Annotated in this window: 27 protein-coding genes; 25 read left to right on the top strand and 2 right to left on the bottom strand. The window is 54.1% G+C overall.

Going from position 1 to position 21537, the window contains the following annotated elements:
• The first annotated feature begins 24 nt into the window (after positions 1–24).
• The 12 genes from DYD62_RS14095 (at position 25) to DYD62_RS14040 (ending at position 9787) form a co-directional block, all read left to right on the top strand.
• A complete protein-coding gene (locus DYD62_RS14095) occupies positions 25–522 on the top strand; it encodes a hypothetical protein (protein WP_115227925.1) in 498 nt (165 codons plus the stop codon).
• Positions 523–1044: 522 nt separating this feature from the next.
• The gene (locus DYD62_RS14090; protein ID WP_115227924.1) at positions 1045–1635 is read left to right on the top strand and encodes a terminase small subunit; all 591 of its coding nucleotides are present in this window, start codon (positions 1045–1047) and stop codon (positions 1633–1635) included.
• A gap of 10 nt (positions 1636–1645) precedes the next feature.
• Entirely contained in the window at positions 1646–3595 is a 1950-nt protein-coding gene (locus DYD62_RS14085; RefSeq protein ID WP_115227923.1) for a phage terminase large subunit family protein, read from the top strand.
• 1 nt (position 3596) lies between these two features.
• Positions 3597–3806 (top strand): phage head-tail joining protein, encoded by a 210-nt coding sequence (locus DYD62_RS14080; protein WP_115227922.1) that lies wholly within the window; start codon positions 3597–3599, stop codon positions 3804–3806.
• Positions 3806–5269 (top strand): phage portal protein, encoded by a 1464-nt coding sequence (locus DYD62_RS14075; protein ID WP_115227921.1) that lies wholly within the window; start codon positions 3806–3808, stop codon positions 5267–5269. Before DYD62_RS14080 ends, DYD62_RS14075 begins: the two co-directional genes overlap by 1 nt.
• The gene (locus tag DYD62_RS14070) at positions 5256–6407 is read left to right on the top strand and encodes a head maturation protease, ClpP-related (protein ID WP_165928800.1); all 1152 of its coding nucleotides are present in this window, start codon (positions 5256–5258) and stop codon (positions 6405–6407) included. Before DYD62_RS14075 ends, DYD62_RS14070 begins: the two co-directional genes overlap by 14 nt.
• Positions 6404–6751, top strand: coding sequence for a head decoration protein (locus DYD62_RS14065; RefSeq protein WP_115227919.1), 348 nt, complete (start codon positions 6404–6406; stop codon positions 6749–6751). Before DYD62_RS14070 ends, DYD62_RS14065 begins: the two co-directional genes overlap by 4 nt.
• 64 nt (positions 6752–6815) lie before the next feature.
• Positions 6816–7811: a major capsid protein gene (locus DYD62_RS14060; RefSeq protein ID WP_115227918.1), complete on the top strand. Its 996-nt coding sequence runs from the start codon at positions 6816–6818 to the stop codon at positions 7809–7811.
• A gap of 3 nt (positions 7812–7814) precedes the next feature.
• A complete protein-coding gene (locus DYD62_RS14055; protein ID WP_115227917.1) occupies positions 7815–8114 on the top strand; it encodes a head-tail joining protein in 300 nt (99 codons plus the stop codon).
• The gene (locus DYD62_RS14050; RefSeq protein WP_115227916.1) at positions 8107–8658 is read left to right on the top strand and encodes a hypothetical protein; all 552 of its coding nucleotides are present in this window, start codon (positions 8107–8109) and stop codon (positions 8656–8658) included. Before DYD62_RS14055 ends, DYD62_RS14050 begins: the two co-directional genes overlap by 8 nt.
• Entirely contained in the window at positions 8658–9158 is a 501-nt protein-coding gene (locus DYD62_RS14045) for a hypothetical protein (RefSeq protein ID WP_115227915.1), read from the top strand. Before DYD62_RS14050 ends, DYD62_RS14045 begins: the two co-directional genes overlap by 1 nt.
• An 11-nt stretch (positions 9159–9169) precedes the next feature.
• The gene (locus DYD62_RS14040) at positions 9170–9787 is read left to right on the top strand and encodes a phage baseplate assembly protein V (protein ID WP_115227914.1); all 618 of its coding nucleotides are present in this window, start codon (positions 9170–9172) and stop codon (positions 9785–9787) included.
• A 77-nt stretch (positions 9788–9864) separates the two neighbouring features.
• On the opposite strand, the gene DYD62_RS14035 is transcribed toward DYD62_RS14040, so the two are convergent.
• The gene (locus tag DYD62_RS14035) at positions 9865–10137 is read right to left on the bottom strand and encodes a HigA family addiction module antitoxin (protein WP_207916829.1); all 273 of its coding nucleotides are present in this window, start codon (positions 10135–10137) and stop codon (positions 9865–9867) included.
• A 12-nt stretch (positions 10138–10149) separates the two neighbouring features.
• The gene (locus tag DYD62_RS14030) at positions 10150–10431 is read right to left on the bottom strand and encodes a type II toxin-antitoxin system RelE/ParE family toxin (RefSeq protein ID WP_115227912.1); all 282 of its coding nucleotides are present in this window, start codon (positions 10429–10431) and stop codon (positions 10150–10152) included.
• Between the two features lie 138 nt (positions 10432–10569).
• Between DYD62_RS14030 and DYD62_RS14025 the strand changes: the two genes are divergently transcribed.
• The 13 genes from DYD62_RS14025 to DYD62_RS13965 all read left to right on the top strand — a co-directional run bounded on the left by DYD62_RS14025 (position 10570) and on the right by DYD62_RS13965 (position 21535).
• Positions 10570–10773, top strand: a complete 204-nt coding sequence (locus DYD62_RS14025; RefSeq protein WP_115227911.1) for a hypothetical protein — start codon at positions 10570–10572, stop codon at positions 10771–10773.
• Positions 10774–10810: 37 nt separating this feature from the next.
• The gene (locus tag DYD62_RS14020; protein WP_207916827.1) at positions 10811–11104 is read left to right on the top strand and encodes a GPW/gp25 family protein; all 294 of its coding nucleotides are present in this window, start codon (positions 10811–10813) and stop codon (positions 11102–11104) included.
• On the top strand, positions 11101–12066 hold the full coding sequence (locus tag DYD62_RS14015; protein ID WP_115227909.1) for a baseplate assembly protein: 966 nt from the start codon (positions 11101–11103) through the stop codon (positions 12064–12066). Before DYD62_RS14020 ends, DYD62_RS14015 begins: the two co-directional genes overlap by 4 nt.
• Positions 12063–12692 carry a phage tail protein I gene (locus DYD62_RS14010; protein WP_115227908.1) on the top strand — a complete coding sequence of 210 codons (630 nt, stop codon included), beginning with the start codon at positions 12063–12065 and terminating at the stop codon, positions 12690–12692. Before DYD62_RS14015 ends, DYD62_RS14010 begins: the two co-directional genes overlap by 4 nt.
• Complete coding sequence (locus DYD62_RS14005) at positions 12689–13213, top strand: phage tail-collar fiber domain-containing protein (protein ID WP_115227907.1); 525 nt, start codon at positions 12689–12691, stop codon at positions 13211–13213. The genes DYD62_RS14010 and DYD62_RS14005 overlap by 4 nt, the downstream gene beginning before the upstream one ends.
• Positions 13203–14306 carry a carbohydrate binding domain-containing protein gene (locus tag DYD62_RS14000; protein WP_115227906.1) on the top strand — a complete coding sequence of 368 codons (1104 nt, stop codon included), beginning with the start codon at positions 13203–13205 and terminating at the stop codon, positions 14304–14306. Before DYD62_RS14005 ends, DYD62_RS14000 begins: the two co-directional genes overlap by 11 nt.
• Positions 14307–14336: 30 nt before the next feature.
• A complete protein-coding gene (locus tag DYD62_RS13995) occupies positions 14337–14810 on the top strand; it encodes a DUF4376 domain-containing protein (protein ID WP_165928799.1) in 474 nt (157 codons plus the stop codon).
• Between the two features lie 117 nt (positions 14811–14927).
• Entirely contained in the window at positions 14928–16103 is a 1176-nt protein-coding gene (locus DYD62_RS13990) for a phage tail sheath subtilisin-like domain-containing protein (protein ID WP_115227904.1), read from the top strand.
• Between the two features lie 12 nt (positions 16104–16115).
• Positions 16116–16619, top strand: coding sequence for a phage major tail tube protein (locus DYD62_RS13985; RefSeq protein ID WP_115227903.1), 504 nt, complete (start codon positions 16116–16118; stop codon positions 16617–16619).
• Positions 16620–16660: 41 nt separating this feature from the next.
• Entirely contained in the window at positions 16661–16918 is a 258-nt protein-coding gene (locus DYD62_RS13980) for a phage tail assembly protein (protein WP_115227902.1), read from the top strand.
• Positions 16919–17062: 144 nt separating this feature from the next.
• Positions 17063–20521, top strand: a complete 3459-nt coding sequence (locus DYD62_RS13975) for a phage tail tape measure protein (RefSeq protein WP_115227901.1) — start codon at positions 17063–17065, stop codon at positions 20519–20521.
• An 11-nt stretch (positions 20522–20532) separates the two neighbouring features.
• Positions 20533–21354 (top strand): phage tail protein, encoded by an 822-nt coding sequence (locus DYD62_RS13970; RefSeq protein ID WP_165928798.1) that lies wholly within the window; start codon positions 20533–20535, stop codon positions 21352–21354.
• On the top strand, positions 21329–21535 hold the full coding sequence (locus DYD62_RS13965) for a tail protein X (RefSeq protein WP_046352239.1): 207 nt from the start codon (positions 21329–21331) through the stop codon (positions 21533–21535). Before DYD62_RS13970 ends, DYD62_RS13965 begins: the two co-directional genes overlap by 26 nt.
• The last annotated feature ends 2 nt before the right edge of the window (positions 21536–21537 follow it).

The raw sequence follows: 21537 nt of genomic DNA, 5'->3' as shown, positions 1-21537 counted from the left end.
CTCGGGGAATGATTGGGGACAATAATGCAATTCAAAAATATTAAAGCTTTACTGGCTTGGGCGTTTCAAATTGAGTGTTCGGCAGGCATTAAAATCGCGACTTATGGTGAACAAACTGGGGCAGGTTTTGGTGCCATGAGTATGGAAGATCAGCGCTATCAGGCCGCTATGGTGTTGGCTAAGGTGGGTAGGTTGTGTGTAGAAGAAAGGGCGGCTTTATGGGCGTTACATCTGCAGCGTGATACAGAAATGATTTACCTAGCGACAAAGCTGCCCAGTAAATTTGGGCGAAGTACTGATGTTGAACTGGTACGGAAGTGGGCTACAAGTGAAGGTCCTAGCTGCAGGGAGCTGGGCAAGCGCCATTTAGTTGGTCACGTTACTGCGTACCGATATGAAATTGAAGTATTTAAACGCTTGAATATGCTAATGCACGCAGCGTATGAACGGTTAGAAACTCAGCATAAATGTCTCCTTGAGCGCTGTATGTATGGCTCAGAGGAGTACTGTGAAGCTGTATAACAACCGGCTATGGGCAAATATATGAGGCTATTTCTTGACTTCGTAATGGAACAAAACTATCATATTTGCAGCGGATACAATTACGCCTAAAAAATACAAAGCCCTGAGAAATCGGGGCTTTTTTGTTGCCCGTCGTTTGAACCCATCGGCTTGATGGCCAGCCCCCAGATCCCCAATCGTACGCATTCAGCTTGAATGCGTTTTAGTGCTGGCCGTCAGCCCAATGGGTTTTTATATGCATTTCAAGCATTCAATCAGCAGCGTGCCAGGACATCAATATTTGATAACTCAATGGTCCTTACCGCATGCTGCTGATTGGGTGTTTTTTTATGAATGTGCTGATGATGGCCGTGTCAGTCACGGTCTGAATGGAGGTTTCAATTTACAGCCGGGGACCCTAGCACTTTCCGAGGCAGTACGGGGCCTAGGACTCGCAGCTTCTTCTTAGTGGCTGTCGGGTGAAGTTAGTGAAATTTCACCTCAGGTGAAATCGAGTGAAATCCTAAAATAATCGGTGAAAGCATGGACCCATATCTGAGCAAGAAGGCCTTTGCGGATTCGCAAGGCTGGTCGCCCAGCTATGTGACCAAGCTGTTAAAAACAGGCCGTTTAATTCTTTCCCCCGATGGTAAGAAAGTCGATGGTGCCGCTACCTTGGCGCTGATCGGTAAAACCATCGACCCCGCAAAAGAGGGCGTGCGGCAGCGGCATGAGCAGGCGCGGATCCAGCGCGATGTGTACGACGAAGTTCACGCCGACAGGCCGGTGCTGCCGGTTAAAACCGCTGCAGCGCCTTTGCCTGGCGAGCTGATGTTTACTGACTTTCAGGAAGCCCGTACCAGTCGTGAAGGCTATCTGGCTAAATTGGCCAAGGTGGAATACGAGCGTGTCTGCCAGCAAACGGTGGACCGGCAGGCGGTGCACGATGCTGCTCACCGCTATGGCCGTCTTTTGCGCGATACCTTACTGGGTGTACCCAAACAAATCTCGTCTGATCTCGCCGCGATCACTGATCCGTGGGTGCTGGAGCAGCTTTTAACTGAGCGCCTGCGTAAAACGCTGGAAGACGTTTCAAAACTGGGCAAGGACGATATGGACCGCGCCATGAGTTAAGGACCCCACGATGTATGCAGACGGATTTGCCACTTATCTTGAGGGCTTTGCCGCTGGGCTGATGCCCGATCCGGCTTTATGGATTGATGAATGGGCCGACAAATACCAGCGGATCCCCACCGATTCAGGGGCGGCAGAGCCGGGTAAGTATTTAACCCGTCGCACGCCGTATGCGCAGCAGGTGATGCGGGTGCTCTCTCCGACGCATCCTTGTCGCCGGGTTGTGGTGATGGGGGCATCGCAGATGCTGAAGACGCAGGTGTTTTTAAACTGGATGTGCGCAGTAATCCATATGGCACCCAGCAATATTCTGGCGCTGGAGCCGTCATTAAATCTGGCCAAGCGTTTGTCTGGGCGCATTGGTAAAAACATCGACGCCATTCCCGTGCTGCGCGAAAAAGTCGCCTCCCCACGGAGCCGTGACAGCCGCAATACCATCGATACCAAAGAATTTGCAGGCGGCACTTTAATGATTACCACCGCGGGCTCGGCTGCTAATCTGGCCGAAGTCAGTGCGCGCTATTTATACGGCGATGAGATTGATCGCTGGGAACGTAATGTGAATGAAGAAGGCGACCCGGTTGATTTGGCCGAGGCGCGCACCAGTACCTTTGGCCGTAACGCTAAAATTTATTATTCCAGTTCTCCCACGCTGGAAGGCTCCAGCCGGATTAACGATCTGTATCTGGAAGGCACGCAGCAGCGATTTTTTGTAGGCTGCCCGCATTGCGGTGAATTTCAGACGCTGGTGTTTGAGCAGTTGCGCTGGAATTCTGACCACAGCGAGGCCCACTATGTGTGCACCGCCAGCGGTTGCCTGATTGATGAACACCATAAAACAGCGATGCTGCCTGCCGGTGAGTGGCGGGCCGGTGCTGCGGGAGACGGGGAAACCGAATCCTTCCAGATTAATGCTTTAAATATGCCGCTTGGCTGGGTGTCCTGGGGCTCATTGTTGAAGCAATATGAAAAAGCCGCCATTGCATTACAGCGGGGAGACCCGGAGCCGATGCAGGTTTTTTACAATACACGGCTGGCGCAGGTCTGGGATAACGCGCAAGAGCGCACCCGAGGCAGCGAGCTGATGGCGCGGGCCGAGGACTACGCCTTACGCAGTCTTCCGCTGGGTGTGTTGATTCTGACGGCCTCCGTGGACGTGCAGGCCAACCGCTTGGAGCTGTTGATTAAAGGCTGGGGCGAAGGGCTAGAAAGCTGGACCATCGATCATCGGGTGATGATGTGTGATCCGGCCGAAGAGCGCTCATGGGAAATGCTGGATGAAGAATTAAAGAAGGAATTTATTCACCCGCATGGCCAGAGTATGGGGATTTCTGCGACGGCCATCGATACCGGGGGCCATCACACGCAGGAGGTGTATCAGTTCTGCCGGCTGCGCCGTTATCGGCATGTGCTGGCGATTAAAGGCGAGAGTAAGCGTGGCCGGCCGATTCTGGCGGCGCGGGCCAGCAAAGTGGATGTCACCTGGCGTGGAACCACCGATAAAGGCGGCTGTGAGCTGTGGATGATCGGAACCGACACCGCTAAAGACTGGATTTATAACCGCTTTAAGCTGCTCGACGGGCCGGGCGCTCAGCACTTTAGTAAAGATCTGCCCAGTGAGTACTACGATCAGCTGACAGTAGAGCGCAAGATTCGGCGCTTTATTAAAGGCCGTGAAATCACCGACTGGACCAAGGCCAAATCAGACCGTAATGAGGTACTGGATTTAACCGTATATAGCTTAGCGATGGCGCATTACATGGGCTTGCACCGTTTTCAGCAAGCCGATTGGAATGCGCTGAAGATGCGCTATGCGCAAACAGGCTTATTTGATGAGCCCAAACCGGCGCAAGCCCACGCATCATCCCGACGAGACCCCGCAACTGCGGGGTCTTTTGTTTTTGACCCTCACATTGCAGCTCGCCGAGTGGCGCGCTCTGGCTATTTGAAGCGACGTTAATATGGCATTTACTCAGCAAGATCTGGACGCAATCAATAAAGCCATCGCCCGGGGCGAGCGGGTGATTCAGTACGCAGACCGCCGGGTTGAATACCGCAATATTTCTGAGCTGATTGCGGCCAGGCATCTCGCGATCAGTGATCTGTCGGCACAAGCGGGCCATGCTAAAACGCGTCAGCACCGGATGTTTCATGCCGGAAAGGGGATCTGATGGCTTATTCAGCACTGGCTTCTAAGGGGTTTATCCTGCCGGCGCGTTTAAAAAATAGCTATGACGGGGCGGGGCAAGGGCGCCGGGCGGCCAACTGGCAACCCGGTGGCAACGGGCCAGTCAGCACCGGCAGTGCAGGCTTACAAACACTGCGAAATCGCAGCCGGGCGGCAGTTCGTAATGATCCTTACGCCGCCACGGCACTGGATAAGCTGGGCAGTAATCATATTGGCACCGGCATTGTGCCGATGCCTAAGCATTCGGACGCGACTATTCGCCGTGAATTACAGGATTTATGGGGTGATTGGTGCGAGGAATCGGATGCTGACGGCCAGCTGGATTTTTATGGTCAGCAGCTGCTGGCGGCTCGTTCGATGTTTGAGTCGGGCGAGTGCTTTGTACGCCTGCGGCCGCGTAGCCTGAAGGAAGGGTTGGCGGTGCCTTTGCAAATTCAGATTCTGGAGCCGGAGTTTATCCCGCATGACAAAAATGGCAAGGCGCTCAATGGCAATGATATTCGGCAGGGAATTGAATTTAATCAAACCGGCCAGCGCGTTGCCTATTGGATGTATCGCAGCCATCCGGGGGAGCGGGGGCTGGGCATTTATAACGATCTGATCCGCATCGAGGCCAGTCAGATCCTGCATATCTTTGAACCTACCCGACCGGGGCAGCTGCGGGGTGTGCCGCATCTGGCACCCGTTTTGCTGCGTATGAAAACGCTGGATGAATTCGATGATGCGGTGTTGTTCCGGCAAGAGGTGGCCAATCTGTTTGCTGGTTTTATCAGTAAGCCCAGTCCGGAAGGCGCGATGTTTCCCGGGATGCAGGCGTCGGAATCACAGGGCTTTTCGATGGTGGGTTTAGAGCCCGGCACCATGCAAGAGCTGGAGCCGGGCGAAGAAGTGGCGTTTTCTAAACCGCCGGATGCTGGCAATAACTATGACGAATTTATGCGCCAGCAACTGGCGGCGGTCGCGGCCGGGATTGGCTTGCCTTATGAACTGCTCTCTGGTGACTTACGCAATATCAGTGATCGAGTGATGCGCGTCATTTTGAATGAATTTCGCCGCAGGGTAGAGCAACGGCAGCACGGTGTTTTTGTGCATCAGTTGTGCAGGCCCACCCGCAATGCCTGGATGGATATGGCGGTGCTGTCGGGGGCGATTGTGTTGCCGGGCTATGCCAATCATCCGCGCGTTTATCGCCGCACTAATTGGGTGCCGCAAGGCTGGCCGTATTTGCACCCGGTACAAGACGTGCAAGCCGACCAAAAACTGGTGCGGGCTGGGTTTACCAGCCGCTCTGCCGTCATTCTTAAACGCGGTGAAGACCCTGAAACGATCGATCGTGAGATCGAAGAAGACAACGCCCGGGCAGACCGGATGAAGCTGCATTTTGATTCTGATGCCCGCCTTGTTGAGGCAGCAGACGGATCTCCTAAGGAAAATGATGAAGATTAAAAATAACGACCCGCGGCTGATGAATAGTGCCGCATCGGCTGGCGATGGCAGTGGCAGCAGCTGGTACAGCATTCGTAATGCGGCGGAAGGCAAGCCTGATGCACCGATCGAAGTGTTTTTATACGATCAGATCGGTGACTGGGGGATTCGTGCTGCCGATTTTATCCGTGATCTGAATGCGGCCGATGATGGCAAGCGGCCGGTGGTGGTGGCCATTAACAGCATCGGTGGCGATGTCTGGGATGGCCTCGCCATTCATAACGTGTTGCGCCGCATGGGGGATCGGGTGACGGCTCGGATTGATGGCCTTGCCGCCAGTATTGCCAGTGTAATTGCAATGGGCGCTCATAAAGTGGTGATGCCAGACAACGCCATGCTGATGATCCATAACCCAGCAACGGTGGCGATGGGGGAATCGGGTGATTTGCGTGCGGTGGCTGATTTTATGGATCAGGCCAAGCAATGCCTGATCGCTTGCTACCGTGTGAAAGCCAGCGGGATGGATGTGGATACGCTGTCCAAAATGATGAACGAAACCACATGGCTGACCGCGCAGGAGTCGCTTGCGCTGGGCTTTGCTGATGAGATTGCACCGACCGTCAATATGCAGGCCAGTGCAGCAATGACTGCGGCGGTGGGCCGGATGGGTAATGCGCCGGTGGCATTGATGGCGGCGCTAAAGGATTCGGCAGAGAGCGTGCCCCCTGATTTAACCTCTGAGCCTGAGCCGGTTATTCAAGCGGTTGATGCCGTGGCCATGGCTGCGCTGGCCGCTGAGTTATGTAATAGCGCTCAATTGCCCAGTGTCGCCGTGATGCGGGTGGTGGCGGTTTCGGCGCTGGCCAGCGAGCAGGCGGTGCGGAACAGCGTGAATGAAGCGATCGCCATTCGCGATATGACGCTCACGGCCAAGCTGCCAGAAATGGCGGCCAGCCTGATTGCCGCCGGGATCAGCATTGATGCAGCGCGGGAGCGATTATTTAACAAACTGGTGACGGCTGCGGGGGAAGAGCTGGATGCGACGCCACCCGATGAAACGCCGATTAAACCCACTGCTTGCGGCCCGAATGCCCACAGTATTTATGCACAGCGCCGCAGTCCGGCGGCTAATCCCATCACGATCCGAGGTTTATCATGAACGTCATTACCCAAAAGGCCCGCGCGGGTCAGTATTTATTGTCAACCGTCGGCACGCTGAGCGCCGATCTGGCGCAGCTGGCCGCCGGCCCTGCTTTGCCTTCTGGGCAGATTCTTTCTTTTGATGAAAAAACTCAGCTCTATTCGGCCTATGCCACACCGGCTGAAGGCAGTAAGGCGGTGGTTAAAGCCACCGCCATCTTGTATGCGCCGGCAGGAGAACGCGAAGCGCCTTTGCAAGTGACGATTACGGCCCGGCTGGCCGAGGTCAGTGCGGCCGAATTGACCGGCTTAGATGCGCAGGTCACGGCGCAACTGGCTGAACTGCACATTATCGTCCGCTAAGGCCGATATCCCTCTCTACCCATAACCCAGCGCTGCTGGGTTTTTTCATTTAAGGAAGCCGCTCATGGCTAGCATCGATATTTTTAATGATGGCGCCTTTTCAATGTCCAACCTGACCTTGGCCATTAACAATATGCCGCATGTCCCTGGGCGGATTGGTGCGCTGGGTTTGTTTGAAGAAGAAGGCATCACGACGATCACTGTTCAGATTGAAAAAGACGGCGATAAGATCGCGCTGGTATCGGCGGGCGAGCGTGGATCCTCCGGCCAGACCGTGGGTGGCACCCGGCGTGAGCTGATCCCGTTTAATACGGTCCATTTGCCACAGCGTTCCGCTATCCGCGCCGATGAAGTGCAAGGATTGCGCGCGTTTGGCAGTGAAACAGAACTGGAAACCGTGCAAAACCTTGTTTCCAAACGCCTGGCTAAACATCGCCGCCAGTTGGATGCCACGATTGAGTTTCACCGCATTGGCGCCATCAAGGGCGTGATTCTGGATGCGGATGGTAAGACGCCGCTGCTTAATTTATATGACCGGTTTGGTATTAAACAGGTTGTGATTACGATGGATCTGGCTAAGCCGGATATGCATTTACGCAGTAAGTGTCTGGAAATCCATGAGGCGATCGAAGATGCGCTGGGCGCCCTGACGCATACAGGGGTGCGAGTGTTTTGCGGTAAGAATTTCTGGTCAGCCTTGCTCTCCAATGATTCGTTTGAAGCCACTTATTTAAATAGTGAGCTGGCTGCCGCATTGCGTGGCGAGCCGCGGGAAGTCATTGAATTTGGCGGCTGCGTCTTTGAGCGTTATCGCGGCAAAGTGGGGGGTGTTGCTTTTGTCGGTGATGACGAAGCCTATGCCGTGCCGGAAGGCGTACCGGAGTTATTTGTGACGCATTTCGCTCCGGCCGATCATATCGAAACCGTGAATACCAATGGCCTGCCGTATTACACCTCGCAAGAAATCATGCAGCATGGCAAGGGCATTGATCTCGAATCGCAATCTAATCCGCTCAATCTCTGCTCCCGGCCAGGTGCGGTGATTAAACTCAAGGTGTAAGCCATGTTTCGCGATCTGATTGCAGAAATGGATACGGCTGTTTTTGATTCGTTGGGGGATCAGGCGCTGATCGACGGGCAGCCGGCGCAAGGCATGTTTGCTGCACCTTGGCTGCAGCCCATGATTGGCAAATTAAATACCGGCCTGCGTGAGCCGCACTTTGTGGTGCGAGACGAGCGAGCCCGTGGCGTGATTAAAAACAGCCGTGTCAGTGTGGCGGGCCAGGGGGAATACAGCGTTGTGAATCTGGAGCCCGATGGCAGTGGGCTGACGGTACTGGTGCTAAGGGGGATTTATGATTGATATCAAGATCGACTTTGATGATGCATCACTTAAGGCACTAGCCTCCGGACTCAGCATTCATGCGCTGGAGCGAGCGGCAAAACGTGCAGTCCGAAAAACGGCCTTGTGGACGCGCACGCATTTGCTGCGGGAGCTGAAAGATAGCGGGATCCGCCGCAAAATGATTGTGCATCGCGTCCGGATCTACGACAAACAATGGCGGGAAGGCAGCGATGGCGGGCCAGCGGTCAAAATCTGGTTTGGGATTTCAGCCCTGAATGCGGATGAGCTGGGTAAACCCATCAAAACCGCCAGAGGTTATCGGGTGAAGTCGTGGCATTTTGAAGCCGCGTTTACGCCCTCTAAAAACTCACGTTATAACGGCAAGCTTTATCAGCGCACCTCAAAGGCCCGCTTGCCGATCAAGCGGGCCAAGGTAGAGGTGGATCTGATGGCCAATACGGCTTTTTCCAGCGTTTCGGGTTTGATACCCGGCCGCCTGCAGACCCTGATGCAGCAGGAATTAAATTATGAGCTGCATAAGTTGGCCGGTAGGGCGCGCTGATGGATATTGCTGATTTGCACCGGGCCATAGAGCAGCAGCTACAGGGCGTTTTTCCGAAGATGGAAGTGCTGACCTATCCGGATTTAGAAGGGCGGGTCAGCTTACCTTTACTGCTGATCGAGCTGGCTGAATTTAGCGATGGCACTCAGCCAGGGAATGGCGAGCTATCTTTAATTGCCCGCTTTGAAGCGCGGCTGGTGATGGATCCAACCCGCGCCGATGCCGAGTTACATATCCGGCAGTTAGTTTGCCGCCTGGCCGCCGCCATCCATTTTAAAACTTGGGGCCAGCCAGTGGGTTTGGCACGGATTCAAAGCGTTGCCCCTGATGGATTTAAAGGTGAGCTGGAAGGATATCTGGTTTGGTGCGTGACCTTTGAGCACGAGCTGCATGTAGGGGACGTAGAAGAATGGCCGATGCCTGAGTTGGGCGAGTTGTCACCTTATGATGACAACAGACCTGAACCCGCTGATGCCTATTTGAAACCGCAAGATCTATAAGGCAGGATGCGATGCGTTACGAGATATCAGAATTAGATCGCATGCTGTCCGGCTTGCTTATTCCTGGCGTGGTGTCTGCTGTTGATGCGGGCAAGGCCAGAGTGCGAATTGCCTCAGATGGCTGGGTATCGAGTTGGATTCCTTGGCTGGGCTTAGCAGCAGGCACAGCACGGCATTGGCGCCTGCCTTCGGTAGGCGAGCAAGCATTAATGCTGAATCCATCCGGCGAGCCAGACAACGGCTTTGCGCTGGTGGGTTTTTACACCGACGCGCTGGGTCATGATGGGCGAGCCAATGTGGTGGCGTGGCAGATGCCCGATGGTTGCAAAATTGAGTATGACTTTACCGCGGGCACCGCCCTGATCGATGGTTGTAAAACCGTGACCGTGAATGCGGCAGAGAGCGTCACGGTTAAGTCCACCACCATTACCCTGGATGCCGATGATGTCCTCGTGACTAAGAATCTGACGGTAGGCGCGGCCATCAATCACTTAGCCAATGGCGGCTCGAAAGCCAGCTTTGGTGGTGCAATTGAAGCCAAAGGTGACGTATGCGCGGGAGATATTAGCCTGATGAAACACGCGCACAGGGAACAGGGGGACGGGCAGATGACGGGTGAGGCGATTTGATTGATTGTGGGCAGGGCCGTGTTTTAATCATGGGGTCTTGATCTTTCACGTCCCTGCTGTGCCATTTGGCTTGGGGCTTAGGCAGCTAAGCGTTCGATGGGCGGTAAAGGCCGCTGTTCTGCCTGCCATAAGTCGTAATTCATTTGCATTTGCAGCCAGCTTTCTGGCGAAGTATTTAAGCAGGCGGCAAGGCGCAATGCCATTTCGGCACTGATGCCGGCATGGCCATTTAGAATCCGCGACAGATGGGCACGGGTAATTCCAAGCTTGGAAGCGGCCGTGGTTATGCTGACCTCGGCAAACCACTCTTTTAGAACTTCGCCTGGGTGAGGCGGGTTATGCATACGCATTATTTGGTACTCCTAGTGATAGTCTTGATAATTGACTAATTCCACGTTGCCATCCGGCAGGAAGCGGAAGGTTAAGCGCCAATTGCCATTTACCGTGACGGCCCAATGTGTCGTCAGATCCCCTTTTAAGGGGTGTAAGCGCCAGCTGGGAACGTTCATATCTGGTGCACCGCTAGCCGTGTCAAGTCGTGCTAGTAATAATCGCAGCTTACTTGCGTGGTCTGGGCGAATCCCTGCTTTGCTACCAGTTAGGAAAAACGCTTCGAGCCCTTTGTGGTTGAACGTTTTAATCATCTGTGTAGTGTATACGCACACAACACGAAATGCGAGGGGGAAAAGTTTGTACTTTTAATGCGTTCTCACCCTTTTATCTTTACTTACGCCCCAGCGCTTCACTGCTCCGGGGCGTTTTTACATCTGCAGGAGGTCAATATGGCTAAGCCAAGCAATACACCGATTCAGCCCGTTTCCTTTTCGGATAAGGCTTTTCGTTCCCGAACGATTCTTCTTGATGATGGCCGCTCGTTTGCGGTGATCAATCGCGCTATTAGCAGCGATGATGAAGTGCTGATTGCTCATCTGGATCAGCGCCCGGACTTTGAGCGTTTGATCTTGCCGCCTGCTAGCGAGGCTTAATCCGATGATGGGCATGGATCGCACAACAGGGCAGCTTATGACTGGCTCCGCGCATCTGGCGCAATCCATTGTCGATATTTTGACCACGCCCCTGGGCAGTCGTCGGGAGCGGCCAGAATATGGTAGCCATTTACCACGTATGGTGGATTTGCCGGTGAATGCGGGCTGGATTGCTGCTGCACAGGCGGAAATCGCCCGCAATCTGGTGCGCTGGGAGCCGCGGATCAAAGTCAGCAAGGTCACGATTATTTCTGTGATCGATGGCAGGGTGAATATGAAAATTTCAGGGATTTATCTGGGCGACAGCATGTTGCTGGAGGTGACCGCATGATCGATTTAAGCCAACTCCCGCCGCCACAGTTGCTGGAAGCGCTGGATTTTGAAGCGATCTACGCCCGTAAGCTTGAGCAGTTTAAGGCGATTTATCCTGATTGGAGCGCCGTGCTGGAAAGCGATCCGGTAGTCAAACTGCTGGAATTATCGGCCTATCAGGAGCTGATGCTGCGAGCCTGGGTGAATGATGCGGCTGTGTCCACCATGCTGGCCTATGCGCGGGGCACTGATTTGGACAATAAGGCCGCCGATTATGGCGTTAGTCGGCTGTTGATGACGCCCGCCAACCCAGATGCAGAGCCGCCACTTGGGGCAGTTTATGAAGAAGACGAGCGTCTGCGTTATCGCTGCCAGATGGCGCTGGAAGGCTTATCGGTGGCCGGTTCACGCGGAGCTTATTTATTTCATAGTTTGAGCGCGTCGGGACAGATTGCGGATGTATCCATTGATGCTCCCGTGTTTATTGCAGTAGCGATCAGCGATGAGCTGCGCCATCAGTTGCCGGCGAATAGCCTTGTTTTGGCATGTACTTATGATGCGGGTTTGTTGTTGCCTTTGCCGGGGGATGTTTCGGTCACGGTTTTACCGCATGCACCCGATATCGATGGCTCTGTTTTAACGGCCGCCGTGCAAAGTGCACTCTCTGCTGATGATGTAAGGCCGCTGACTGACCGACCCAGAGTGCAGCCGGGAAGCATGATCGGGTTTAAGGTGGCTGCACAGATTGAGCTGGAAAATGGCCCTGCATCACAGTCTGTGCTGGCAGAGGCAAAAGACAGGCTGGAAATCGCGCTGAAGAGCGCCAGAAAACTGGGCGGCACATTGTCACGCTCGGCCATTTTTGCTGCCTTGCATATTGCAGGGGTTCGTCGTGTCACGCTGGCTGCGCCGGGGGCCGATATCACTTGTGACGCACGGCATTTTCCTCAGTGTGAGGGCATTACGCTGGAGGCGATATGAGCTTACTGCCTCCCAATGCCACATTGCTTGAGTTGGCCTTATCAAGTGCTTGTTGTTTAGAGCTGGACCCTTCACCCATGGCCTGCCTGGGGGCGGCTAAATCCTGCCCCGTGCCCTTTTTGCCCTTACTTGCGTGGGGTGCTTCTGTTGAAGGTTGGGAGCTGGCCACTACCGAACAAATGCAGCGTGATTTGATTGCTAATTCGCTGCCAACGCATCGGATTAAGGGCACTGTTGGCGCGGTAAAAGGGGCGCTGGCGGCGCTTAATATCAATGTGGATTTGATCGAGTGGTGGCAAACATCGCCCAAAGGGAGCCCGCATAGTTTTTCGCTCATGGCATGGGCCAATGAAAACCGTGATGGTGGTGCGCCGCTGAGCCCCGAAACGTTTCAGCAGATTAAAACGCTGGTCGATGAGCTTAAGCCTGTTCGTAGTTATTACGAGCTGATCACGGGTTCACAATTTAATCAGTCGCTGGCCTTGGCCAGCACAGCCGATCTCACAACCCTCAGCCGTTTTGGCGCTGATATGAAGGCGGCACCGCTCGCTTTTACGCAGGAAATGGCGCTTGCCAGTGCCTCCTGTTTTTTTACCCTGACTCGCATCGCGATGGAGATTCAATGAGTGCGCTTATTCCGCTGATGACGGATGCGGGGCTGGCTGCTTGTTTTAATGCCAGCAGCACCGGCCTTGATATAAAGATCGCGGCCATTGCCGTAGGCGATGCGGCTTATCGCCCTGACCGCACACAAATAGCCTTAAAAAGCGAACGTGCCCGCCGCACGCTCACAGGGGGCGAGAAAGTCGGCCCGACGCAAATTCATGTCAACACCCTGCTCGACAGCAACGAGGACTTCTGGATTCGGGAGGTGGGGTTTATTTCGGATACGGGTATTTTGATCGCGGTATGGAGCCATCCGGATACCCCTTTGGTTTACAACAAAGCAGGGCAAAAACACCTGCTTGCTTATGACTTAGCGCTGAGTGCTGTGCCAGCGGACAGTATCAATATCATTTCAATGAATGCGCCAATCAATCTGACTCTGGCCACAGAGTTTGCCCTGTTATCAACGGCGATTGTGCGTACCCAGCACATGCTCATTTTGCCAAAACTTAAACTACAGGGATCTCGCTATGACGCTTGAATCTGCTATTGCCGACCAAACAACGGCAGTGACTGCATTAACCCAAGCCGTGAACAACAAAATGGAGGCGATCGATTTATTAGTCGCCAATAAAGTCAGTTCATTGGGGAGTGGCACATTTAAAAATAAGCTAATAAATGGAAATTTTGATATTTGGCAGCGAGGGACTAGCAAGGATTGGACGATTAATGGCGGCTATGGATCCGCGGACCGCTGGTGTTTTGGTTCAGGTATGGGGCCAGCAACGGTTTCTTTTAGCCAGACAACGGGGCCTATTGAGAAGGTGCCTTCTGCACGCTATGGCTTACGAGTACAGATTAAAAATCCGGATGTGTCTGCTCCTACGCCTTGGTTGAAACAAAATATCGAATCCGTGGCTTCATTTGCTGGGTGCAAGGTGACGTTATCGTTTTATATGCGTGCGGATGTTGCCCGCACGATTTATTTGAGTCTGGAGCAGGTGTTTGGTTCTGGAGGCGTGACTTCCGAGTTAAGTGCCACAGCAATACAGCCTGTTCAAATTACGAGTGAATGGAAAAAGTACAGTGCCACGTTTGATCTGCCGGCTATTGTGGGGAAAAAATTAGGTAGCAACGGAGATGATCGACTGGGGGTTTGTTTTAATTTTCCTGTCGCAGCAAGCACTTATTTCATTGATATCGCCCAAGTCCAGCTGGAAGAAGGGGCGATTGCTACTGCTTTTGAGCAAAGGCCGATAGGCTTGGAATTATTTCTATGTCAGCGGTACTTTGAGAAAAGTTTTGTCTCAGGAGTGCCAATTCAAGCAGGAAATGGATTGCCAAGCGGTGGGTTTTGTTTTCCGGCATTGGTTCCTGCAGGCCAATCATGCCTACATCAAGTTAAATATGCAGTGCAAAAAAGAAATAACAACACTGCAGTAACATTTTTCAGCCCTGGTGTGGCTGCCGTTTCAAGCGTCTCTAACTGGTCAAAAGGTACCCATGCAGCAACAGGCACTATTTCCACCCTATCTAAAACTGAAATGTATTTTTCATTTAATTTTATAGCTCCTCCTTTAACTGTTCTTGGGGATAATCTGACAGTTGAGTGGACTGCGGATTGTGAGTTGTAAATGGCAGTTTCGATAAAAGGTGAAGGCAAAATGTATCAACTATCAACCGATCCCAATGTTGTCATCCGACTTAATGACTATGCCAATATCCCCCGCGGTCACCGCTGGTGGGCAGACTATGAGGCATGGCGAGCTGAGGGGCATGAGGCTGCACCCGCTGTCCTGGATTATCTTGAACAAAAGCGTATAGAAATTAACGCTTGGTCAGACCAAGAGATGGCGGCTGGTTTTGAATATGAAGGTCATCGTTATCAATCTGATATTGAATCCCGTGAGGCGCTGATGCGAACACTGATTGCGGGAACCGGGCCTGTAACGGGTTATTGGATTGACGAAGATAATCAGCGAGTGGAAGTTAAAAACCATGCTGCGATTGAAGGTATGTATGCCGCGTTGCAAACACATAGCAATCAGATTTTTGCCCGCATGCAGCTTATGAAAGAAGAAGTGATTGCTTTATCACAACAAGAGTTAGCGCTGTACTCTGTGGGCTGGCCAGAATGAGTCTCTTCCAAGACAAATTACGGTTCTAGGTTCATCAGTATTCTTGATTTATATCCGTATTTATTTCAATCAACCCGCCCTAAGGCGGTTTTTTTTCGCCTATTTTCAGGAGGCCCTATGGCCGGAACAGGTGGTTTTTTCCATGGCGTGACGGTGACGCTGGTGGATACAGGGCCGCGCGTCATTGCGCTGCCGTCTTCATCGATTATTGGCATTGTCGATACATTTACACCGGGTGCGGGCTTGGCTGCGGCAGATACCCCCATTTTGATTACCAATTTACGGGAAGGTGTGGCTCAGTTTGGCGAAGAGAGCGCCATGGCCAAGCGCCTGAAAGAAATCTATGCCCAGGCTGCTGCCGTAGTGGTTGCTGTTGGCGTGAGCCAAACCGCTGAAACGCCCGCACAGCTGACCAGCGCCATTATTGGTGGCGTCGATGCCAAGGGTAAGCGCACTGGTTTACAAGCTTTGCTGGATGCAAAATCTAAAACCAATCAATCCCCTCGGCTGATTATTGCACCGGGCCACAGCAGCAGTGCAGCCGTGGCTTCGGCCATGGTGTCGCTGGCCGATAAGCTTCGGGCGATCGCCATCATTGATGGTCCTAATACGGACGATGAAGCCGCGTTGGCTTTTGTTAAGAACCTAGGCAGTAAGCGCGCTTATGTGGTTGATCCGGGCTTACGGGTTTGGGATAGCAAACTGAGCGCCGAAGCCGATGCACCCGCATCGGCGGCCACGGCAGGTTTGTTTGCCCGTCAGGATGCCAGTGTCGGTTTCTGGGCCAGCCCGTCTAATACCGAATTCAGCGAAGTGCTGGGGACCAAGCGCCCGATTGAATATCTCTATGGCGATGCCACCTGCCGCGCCAATCTGCTGAATGAAGCGCATATCACCACCATTATCCGCGAAGGCGGTTTTCGCCTCTGGGGTAACCGTACCTTGTCGGCGGATCCGAAGTGGAGCTTTGTCACCCGGGTGCGCACCGTGGATATGGTGATGGATGCGATTCTCAAAGGCCATCAATGGGCGGTGGATCGCGGGATTACCAAAACCTATGTCAAAGATGTGACCGATGGCTTGGATGCTTTTATGCGCGACCTTAAAGCGCTGGGGGCGGTGATTAATTTTGAAGTGTTTCCAGACCCGGATAAAAACACCGCCAGCGCGATCGAGCAAGGGCGTATTTATTGGACGATCCGCTTTACCGATGTACCGCCCGCTGAAAACCCCGTCTTCCAGGTAGAAGTGACCAATCAATGGATCACCGAAGTCCTCGACTTCGGCCGCTAAGGAGCGCACACGATGATTCCTCAAGTTCTAACTAACTTAAATATGTTTCTCGATGGCCGTGGCTTTGCCGCCAGAGTGATGGAAATTACGTTGCCCAAATTAAAACGTAAAACCGATGCCTATCGGGCTGGCGGGATGGATGCCGAAGTCGACATGCCCATGGGCCTAGAAAAATTGGAGTGCGGTTTTACCCTGGCTGGCGTCAGCCCAGAAGCGCTGGCTTTCTTCGGGATTGCCGACAGCACCTTGTTTGCCGGCAATTTTCGCGGGGCATTCACGGATCAGAAAGGCGCAGTGATGGCGGTGATCGTGACCTGGCGAGGACTGCTAACCGAAGTGGATTCGGGCAGCTGGAAGCCGGGGGACAAAAGCGAAACCAAGTACAGCGCCAGCTTGAGCTATTACAAGCTGGAAGTGGATAACCGGGTGATCTTTGAAATTGATCCGGTGAACGCAATCCGCATTATCAATGGCAATGATGAGCTGGCCGCAGAGCGCGCCGCAATCGGCCTTTAATCACAGAGGCCCGCACACAGCGGGCCAATCAGGAAACCATCATGCAAGAAACGATTAAGTTAAGTACCGCGATTAAATTAAACGATGTGCTGGTGAATCAGCTGCAGTTACGTGAGCCGACGGTGGGCGATCAACTCGATGTGCAGGTCTTGGGCAAAAGCGATGCGGAGCGGGAGCAACTGATGTTTGCGCGGCTGTGTGATTGTGCACCTAATGATCTGCGGCAGCTGACTTTGCGCGATTACAAAAAGCTGCAGGACGCTTATTTTCGTTTACTTAGCGATGATAGGGAGCCATGAATGGTGGCCGTTAGCCAGAAGGCTGGCGCGTGAGCTGGGCTGGTCGCGTGAGACGGTACGCAGTGTGCCGGTCAGCGAGATCGGGCACTGGTTGAATCGTGATGAAGCGGGCTGAGGCCCGCTCTTTTTTTACAGGAGGCTGTTATGTCCAGAGATCTGGCCATTGGCATTGTGATCGGCGGCGCTGTCTCGTCGACCTTTGGCTCTGCGATCAATAAAACCCAGCGCTCGGTCGAGGGTTTACAGGGCAAGCTCGCCAATACCAAGGGCTTACAATCGCTGGTGGGTGAGACTCAGCGCCTGCAGCGCAGTATGGAGCAGGCCGATCGCGCCTCTCGCCGGATTGGCCTAGATGGTGTTCGTACCTTACGCTCAGAAGTCACCGGCCTTGAAAAAGACTGGAAAGGCGCGACCGATCGGGTCGGTGGCATGGCGAAACAGCTGGCGACGATGCGTAAGAGCACGGCGGGCAAGGCGGATGTGTCAGCCCTTGAGGCAGAACACACCGCGCTGAGCCGCTCGCTGAAGTTGACTCAGTCGGCTGCAGAAGCAAAGAAAAACGCCTGGCTACACGCCCGCAAAGACAAAACCGGCCCAAGTGGAGAAGTGCTGGCACTGAAAGCGGAGTACCAGGCCGCACTGCTGGCGGCTAAAGGGCAAAAAGCACTGCTTGCTGAAAAACGGGCGCAGATTGCAGCGAGTAAAGAGGCAACCGCCGCAGAAAGTAAGCTATCCCGTGAGCTGGAAAAAACCCAGCAAGAAGCAAAACGGGCCAAGCAAGCGTTTGAAGCGAAACGTGCGGCTTTGCATGCCACTAAAAATGAATTAAAGCAGCAGACTCAAGCTTTAGGCGGCGCAAGGCAAGCGAGTACCGCGCTGGGTTCCAGTATGCGGGATGTGGCGACTTCTCAGCGTGCCGTTGCAGATGGCGGCCTGCGTCGTCGCTTAGATACGCATATTGGGCAGCTCAGACAAGCGGGCATTGCGGTTGATAAGTTGGACCGTGAATACATTCGCCTTGGCCGTACCAGCCGTGGTTTAGCCCTGCAGGAAGCAGGCAAAACGCAAATGGATTCGGGCATGAAGCTGGGCCGAACCGCGGGATTGGGTCTGGCTACGGCGGCGATTCCAACCAAAATATCTGGTGACTATCAGGCCGAAATCCGTGATATCGCCATTAAGGCCGGCATTGCCGGGCAAGGCGGAGAAAAAGAGCTGGACGGGGCGATTCGTGCCGCAGCCAAACGGCAAAAAATGGCTCAGAGTGATCTGGCCGCTTCTGTGAATGGCCTTGTCACTCAAGGCATGGACTGGCGTGAAGCGGTGGGCTATAGCGATTTGCTGGGCAAGCTCACCATCGGTCAAAAGATGGAATCCGGCGATGCTGCGCAACTGATTTACTCATTACAGCAAAACGGTGTGAATCAGGCTGAGATGGAAAAAGTCATGGGCCAGATTGCGGTGGCCGGTGATATCGGGGCTTTTGAATCCGACAAGATGGCCAAGTTTATGCCCGAGCTGCTGGCGACCGTAGGCAGCATGGGCATGCAAGGGCCAGAGGCCGTGCGCTATATCGCCGCCAGCTTGCAAGCGCAGATTAAGCTGACGGGGAATGCCGACAGCGCGGCCAATAACTTTAAAAACTTACTCTCTAAAATCATCGCGCCGGATTCCAATAAGAAATTTGCAGATGCAGGGATCGATCTGCAGGGCTCGATGGAAGCCACCATGCGCGCGCATGGCGACGGACCAGTCGCGGCCTTTATGCGTCTGACCGAAAACCTAGCCACTAGCGGCGATGCGACCCGGGCTAAAAAGCTGGCAGATATCAAAGCGCGGATCAAAAACGCCAGCGGGGATAAAAAAGCCGAAGAAGAAGCACTCTCCGCCTATATGCAGGCAGCAGGGCTGGGGGAAGTGCTCAGCGATATGCAGGCGCGTTCTGCCGCGCTGGCACAGATCAAATATGGTCAGCAAATTAAAGATGACCTGATCAAAATTCAAAATACCGACGGGATTAAAAAACTCGATACCGATAAATCCAAACGGGATGAAACCTCAAACCGTAAATGGGATGTGGTCGCCAGTGAATTTACGGCGGCCATGGTGACGATTGGCGATGCGATTCGCCCGGTGACTGACTTTGTGGCGGATACGGCTGCGCAAGTACTGAAATTTGGCACAACGATCACCGCGAATAATCCGGCGATTGCACTGACGGCCTTAGCGGCTGGCATCGGTGTGGGGCTGGTTGCACTCAAACGGGTCGCAGCAGGGGCGGGGACTTGGCTGGTCGGTAAGTCGCTGGAAAAAATGGGCTTGCGTTTACCCGGCGCAAGTAGCGAGGGCAGCGCCGCAGGCGGGGCTGGCCCTGCTGAGGCGGGTGTACAGCAAGTCTTTGTCACCAATTGGCCGACTGGGCCCTTGGGTGGATCAAGCCGCAGGCCGTCAGTAGGTGGTACTGCATCGCCAGCCAGCCATGAAACCCCACAGGCAGAAGGGCCAGTCCGGCCAGGAAAACGGGCCAAAATCGGCCGCGCATTCAAGGCGGGCGGGCGTTTGGTGAGCCGCTTTGGCGGATCAGTCATGGCGCTGGGGTCCTTAGGCGCATCCGCTTATGGCAACTACAAAAATGGAGAACACGTCCCCGAATTTGCACTGCCTGCAGGTGAGCAAAAAGCGCAGGCAAGTGATCCGCCCGATGGCATCAAAATCGGCGCCACCCTTGGCGAAATGATTGCGCCAGGTATTGGTTCGGCGGTGGGTGGCTTTTTAGATGATGCCGTAGGTGTCTTGCGGGACGGCCAGGGCGAGGAAGGCGGGCAGGGTGCGGATGCAGGCGGTGTGCAAGAAGTCTTTGTCACTAATCTGCCGGCAGGGGGCGGTCTTGATCTTTCAGGGGAAGGCGCCGATCGATCTGGAGGAGGCCGCGAGCGATCAAGCCGCAGGCGTGGGCGCGGAGCAGGCCGGGTAAGGCCTGCGCTGGGGCCGCTGCCTGCCGTGGAGCGGGTTGGCAAATTTGCCAAAATAGGCCAAGCATTTAAAGTGGGTGGCAAAGTCTTGGGCAAGGTGGGTGGCGCCGCTTTGTCGGTGGCCAGTGCGGGTTTTACCGCTTATGACACTTACAAAAATGCTAAAACCGCGCCGGAGAAAGGCAAAGGTTACGGCGGTGCTGCAGGCTCATTAGGGGGAGGGCTGGCAGGAGCCAAAATGGGGGCCGTGATTGGCACCATGATTGCGCCAGGTATAGGCACTGCGATTGGGGGCTTGCTGGGCGGGGCCATTGGCGCTTTGGGTGGTGAAAAAATCGGCGCGCTGATTGGCAAGGCGATTGCGGGTAAAGAGGAAGCAAAACCGCCTGCTCCTGCTGCCCCTGCGCCACCTGCTGCACCGCCGGTCGTTGTTCCTCCGGCTGTGAAGCCTGAGCCTAAAATCATTCCCAGTCAGGTCTTCACCTTTCAGCCAACGATTCAGGTCACGGTAAAGGGCGACGTTAAAAACCCGCAGCAGATTGCCACTGAAATCGCCCCGCATTTGAAGCGCATTTTTGATGGCTGGCAGCAACAGGCCAGCCGCTCTGCCATGTATGACCCAATAGGCTGATTATGGATTTTATGCCCTTACTTCAGGCGGCCACCCAAGTGGCCAGCCGGTCTGCTGCTGTCGCCAATATGCGGATATTGCCGCGGGATATCTCTGTGGCAATCAAAGACACCAGAACTGCGGCCGAGCTCACTCAAAAAGCAGCAGGGCTGATTGCCAGTGCGGGAGAAATGCTGGATGGCCCCAGTGCCCGTGCGGTGAGTCGTTCTGCTGGCGTGCTTCAGCTCGCTGTGCGGGATATTAGCCGCAGTAGCAGTCAGGCATTGCGTGAAGCCGGTGCATGGCTGGATTTAAGTCATGGCGCCTTAAAGAAATCGATGGGGGGTGTACTGGATATGCGTTCTGCCGGCGTTAATGGCGCTATTCGTGCGCGTGATGTTTTATTTGATGAAGGGCTTCGTCGGGATGAGACCCCGATTGCTAAAGGCTTTTTATTAGAAATTGCCGCTGAAAAAGGCCGGATCTTTCGTTTCGCGCTGGGGCAGGCCGCATTTGATCGCCTGAGCCGGTCCAGCCAGTACGGTATTCAGTCACAAGAGCGGTTGACCCGCACGCCGGCTGAGCAGGCGGTTTCTAAAGGCGGTGAAACCATCAAGATTAATGGCGTGATTTATTTGGCGCAGCAGGGAACTGGGCATCTCGATACCTTGCGTGAGATCGCCAGCGCATTGAAACCCGTCACGCTAACAACGGGCTATGGGCAATCATTCGGGCGCTGGTACATCACCCACATTGAAGAGGATCAGGAGTTTCTCTTTACCGATGGCGCACCGCGTAAACAGACTTTTAATATGGAGTTCAAACGCTATGGCGAAGACTATCAGAACGTGTGATGGCGACCTGCTCGATCGCCTGTGCTATGCCGTTTACGGCCATGTGAAAGGCACGGTCGAAGCGGTGCTGGCACGTAATCACGGGCTGGCTGCGATTAAACAACCGTATCCCTCAGGCGTCATGATCCATTTTCCTGATTTAGCTGCGCCGATGCGCGAAACCATTACGCTTTGGGAGTAGAG

Source organism: Iodobacter fluviatilis, from assembly GCF_900451195.1.
In the GTDB taxonomy this organism is placed as follows: domain Bacteria; phylum Pseudomonadota; class Gammaproteobacteria; order Burkholderiales; family Chitinibacteraceae; genus Iodobacter; species Iodobacter fluviatilis.
The sequence above is the reverse complement of the archived record's forward strand: the minus strand, read 5'-3'. Positions and strand labels throughout refer to the sequence as shown.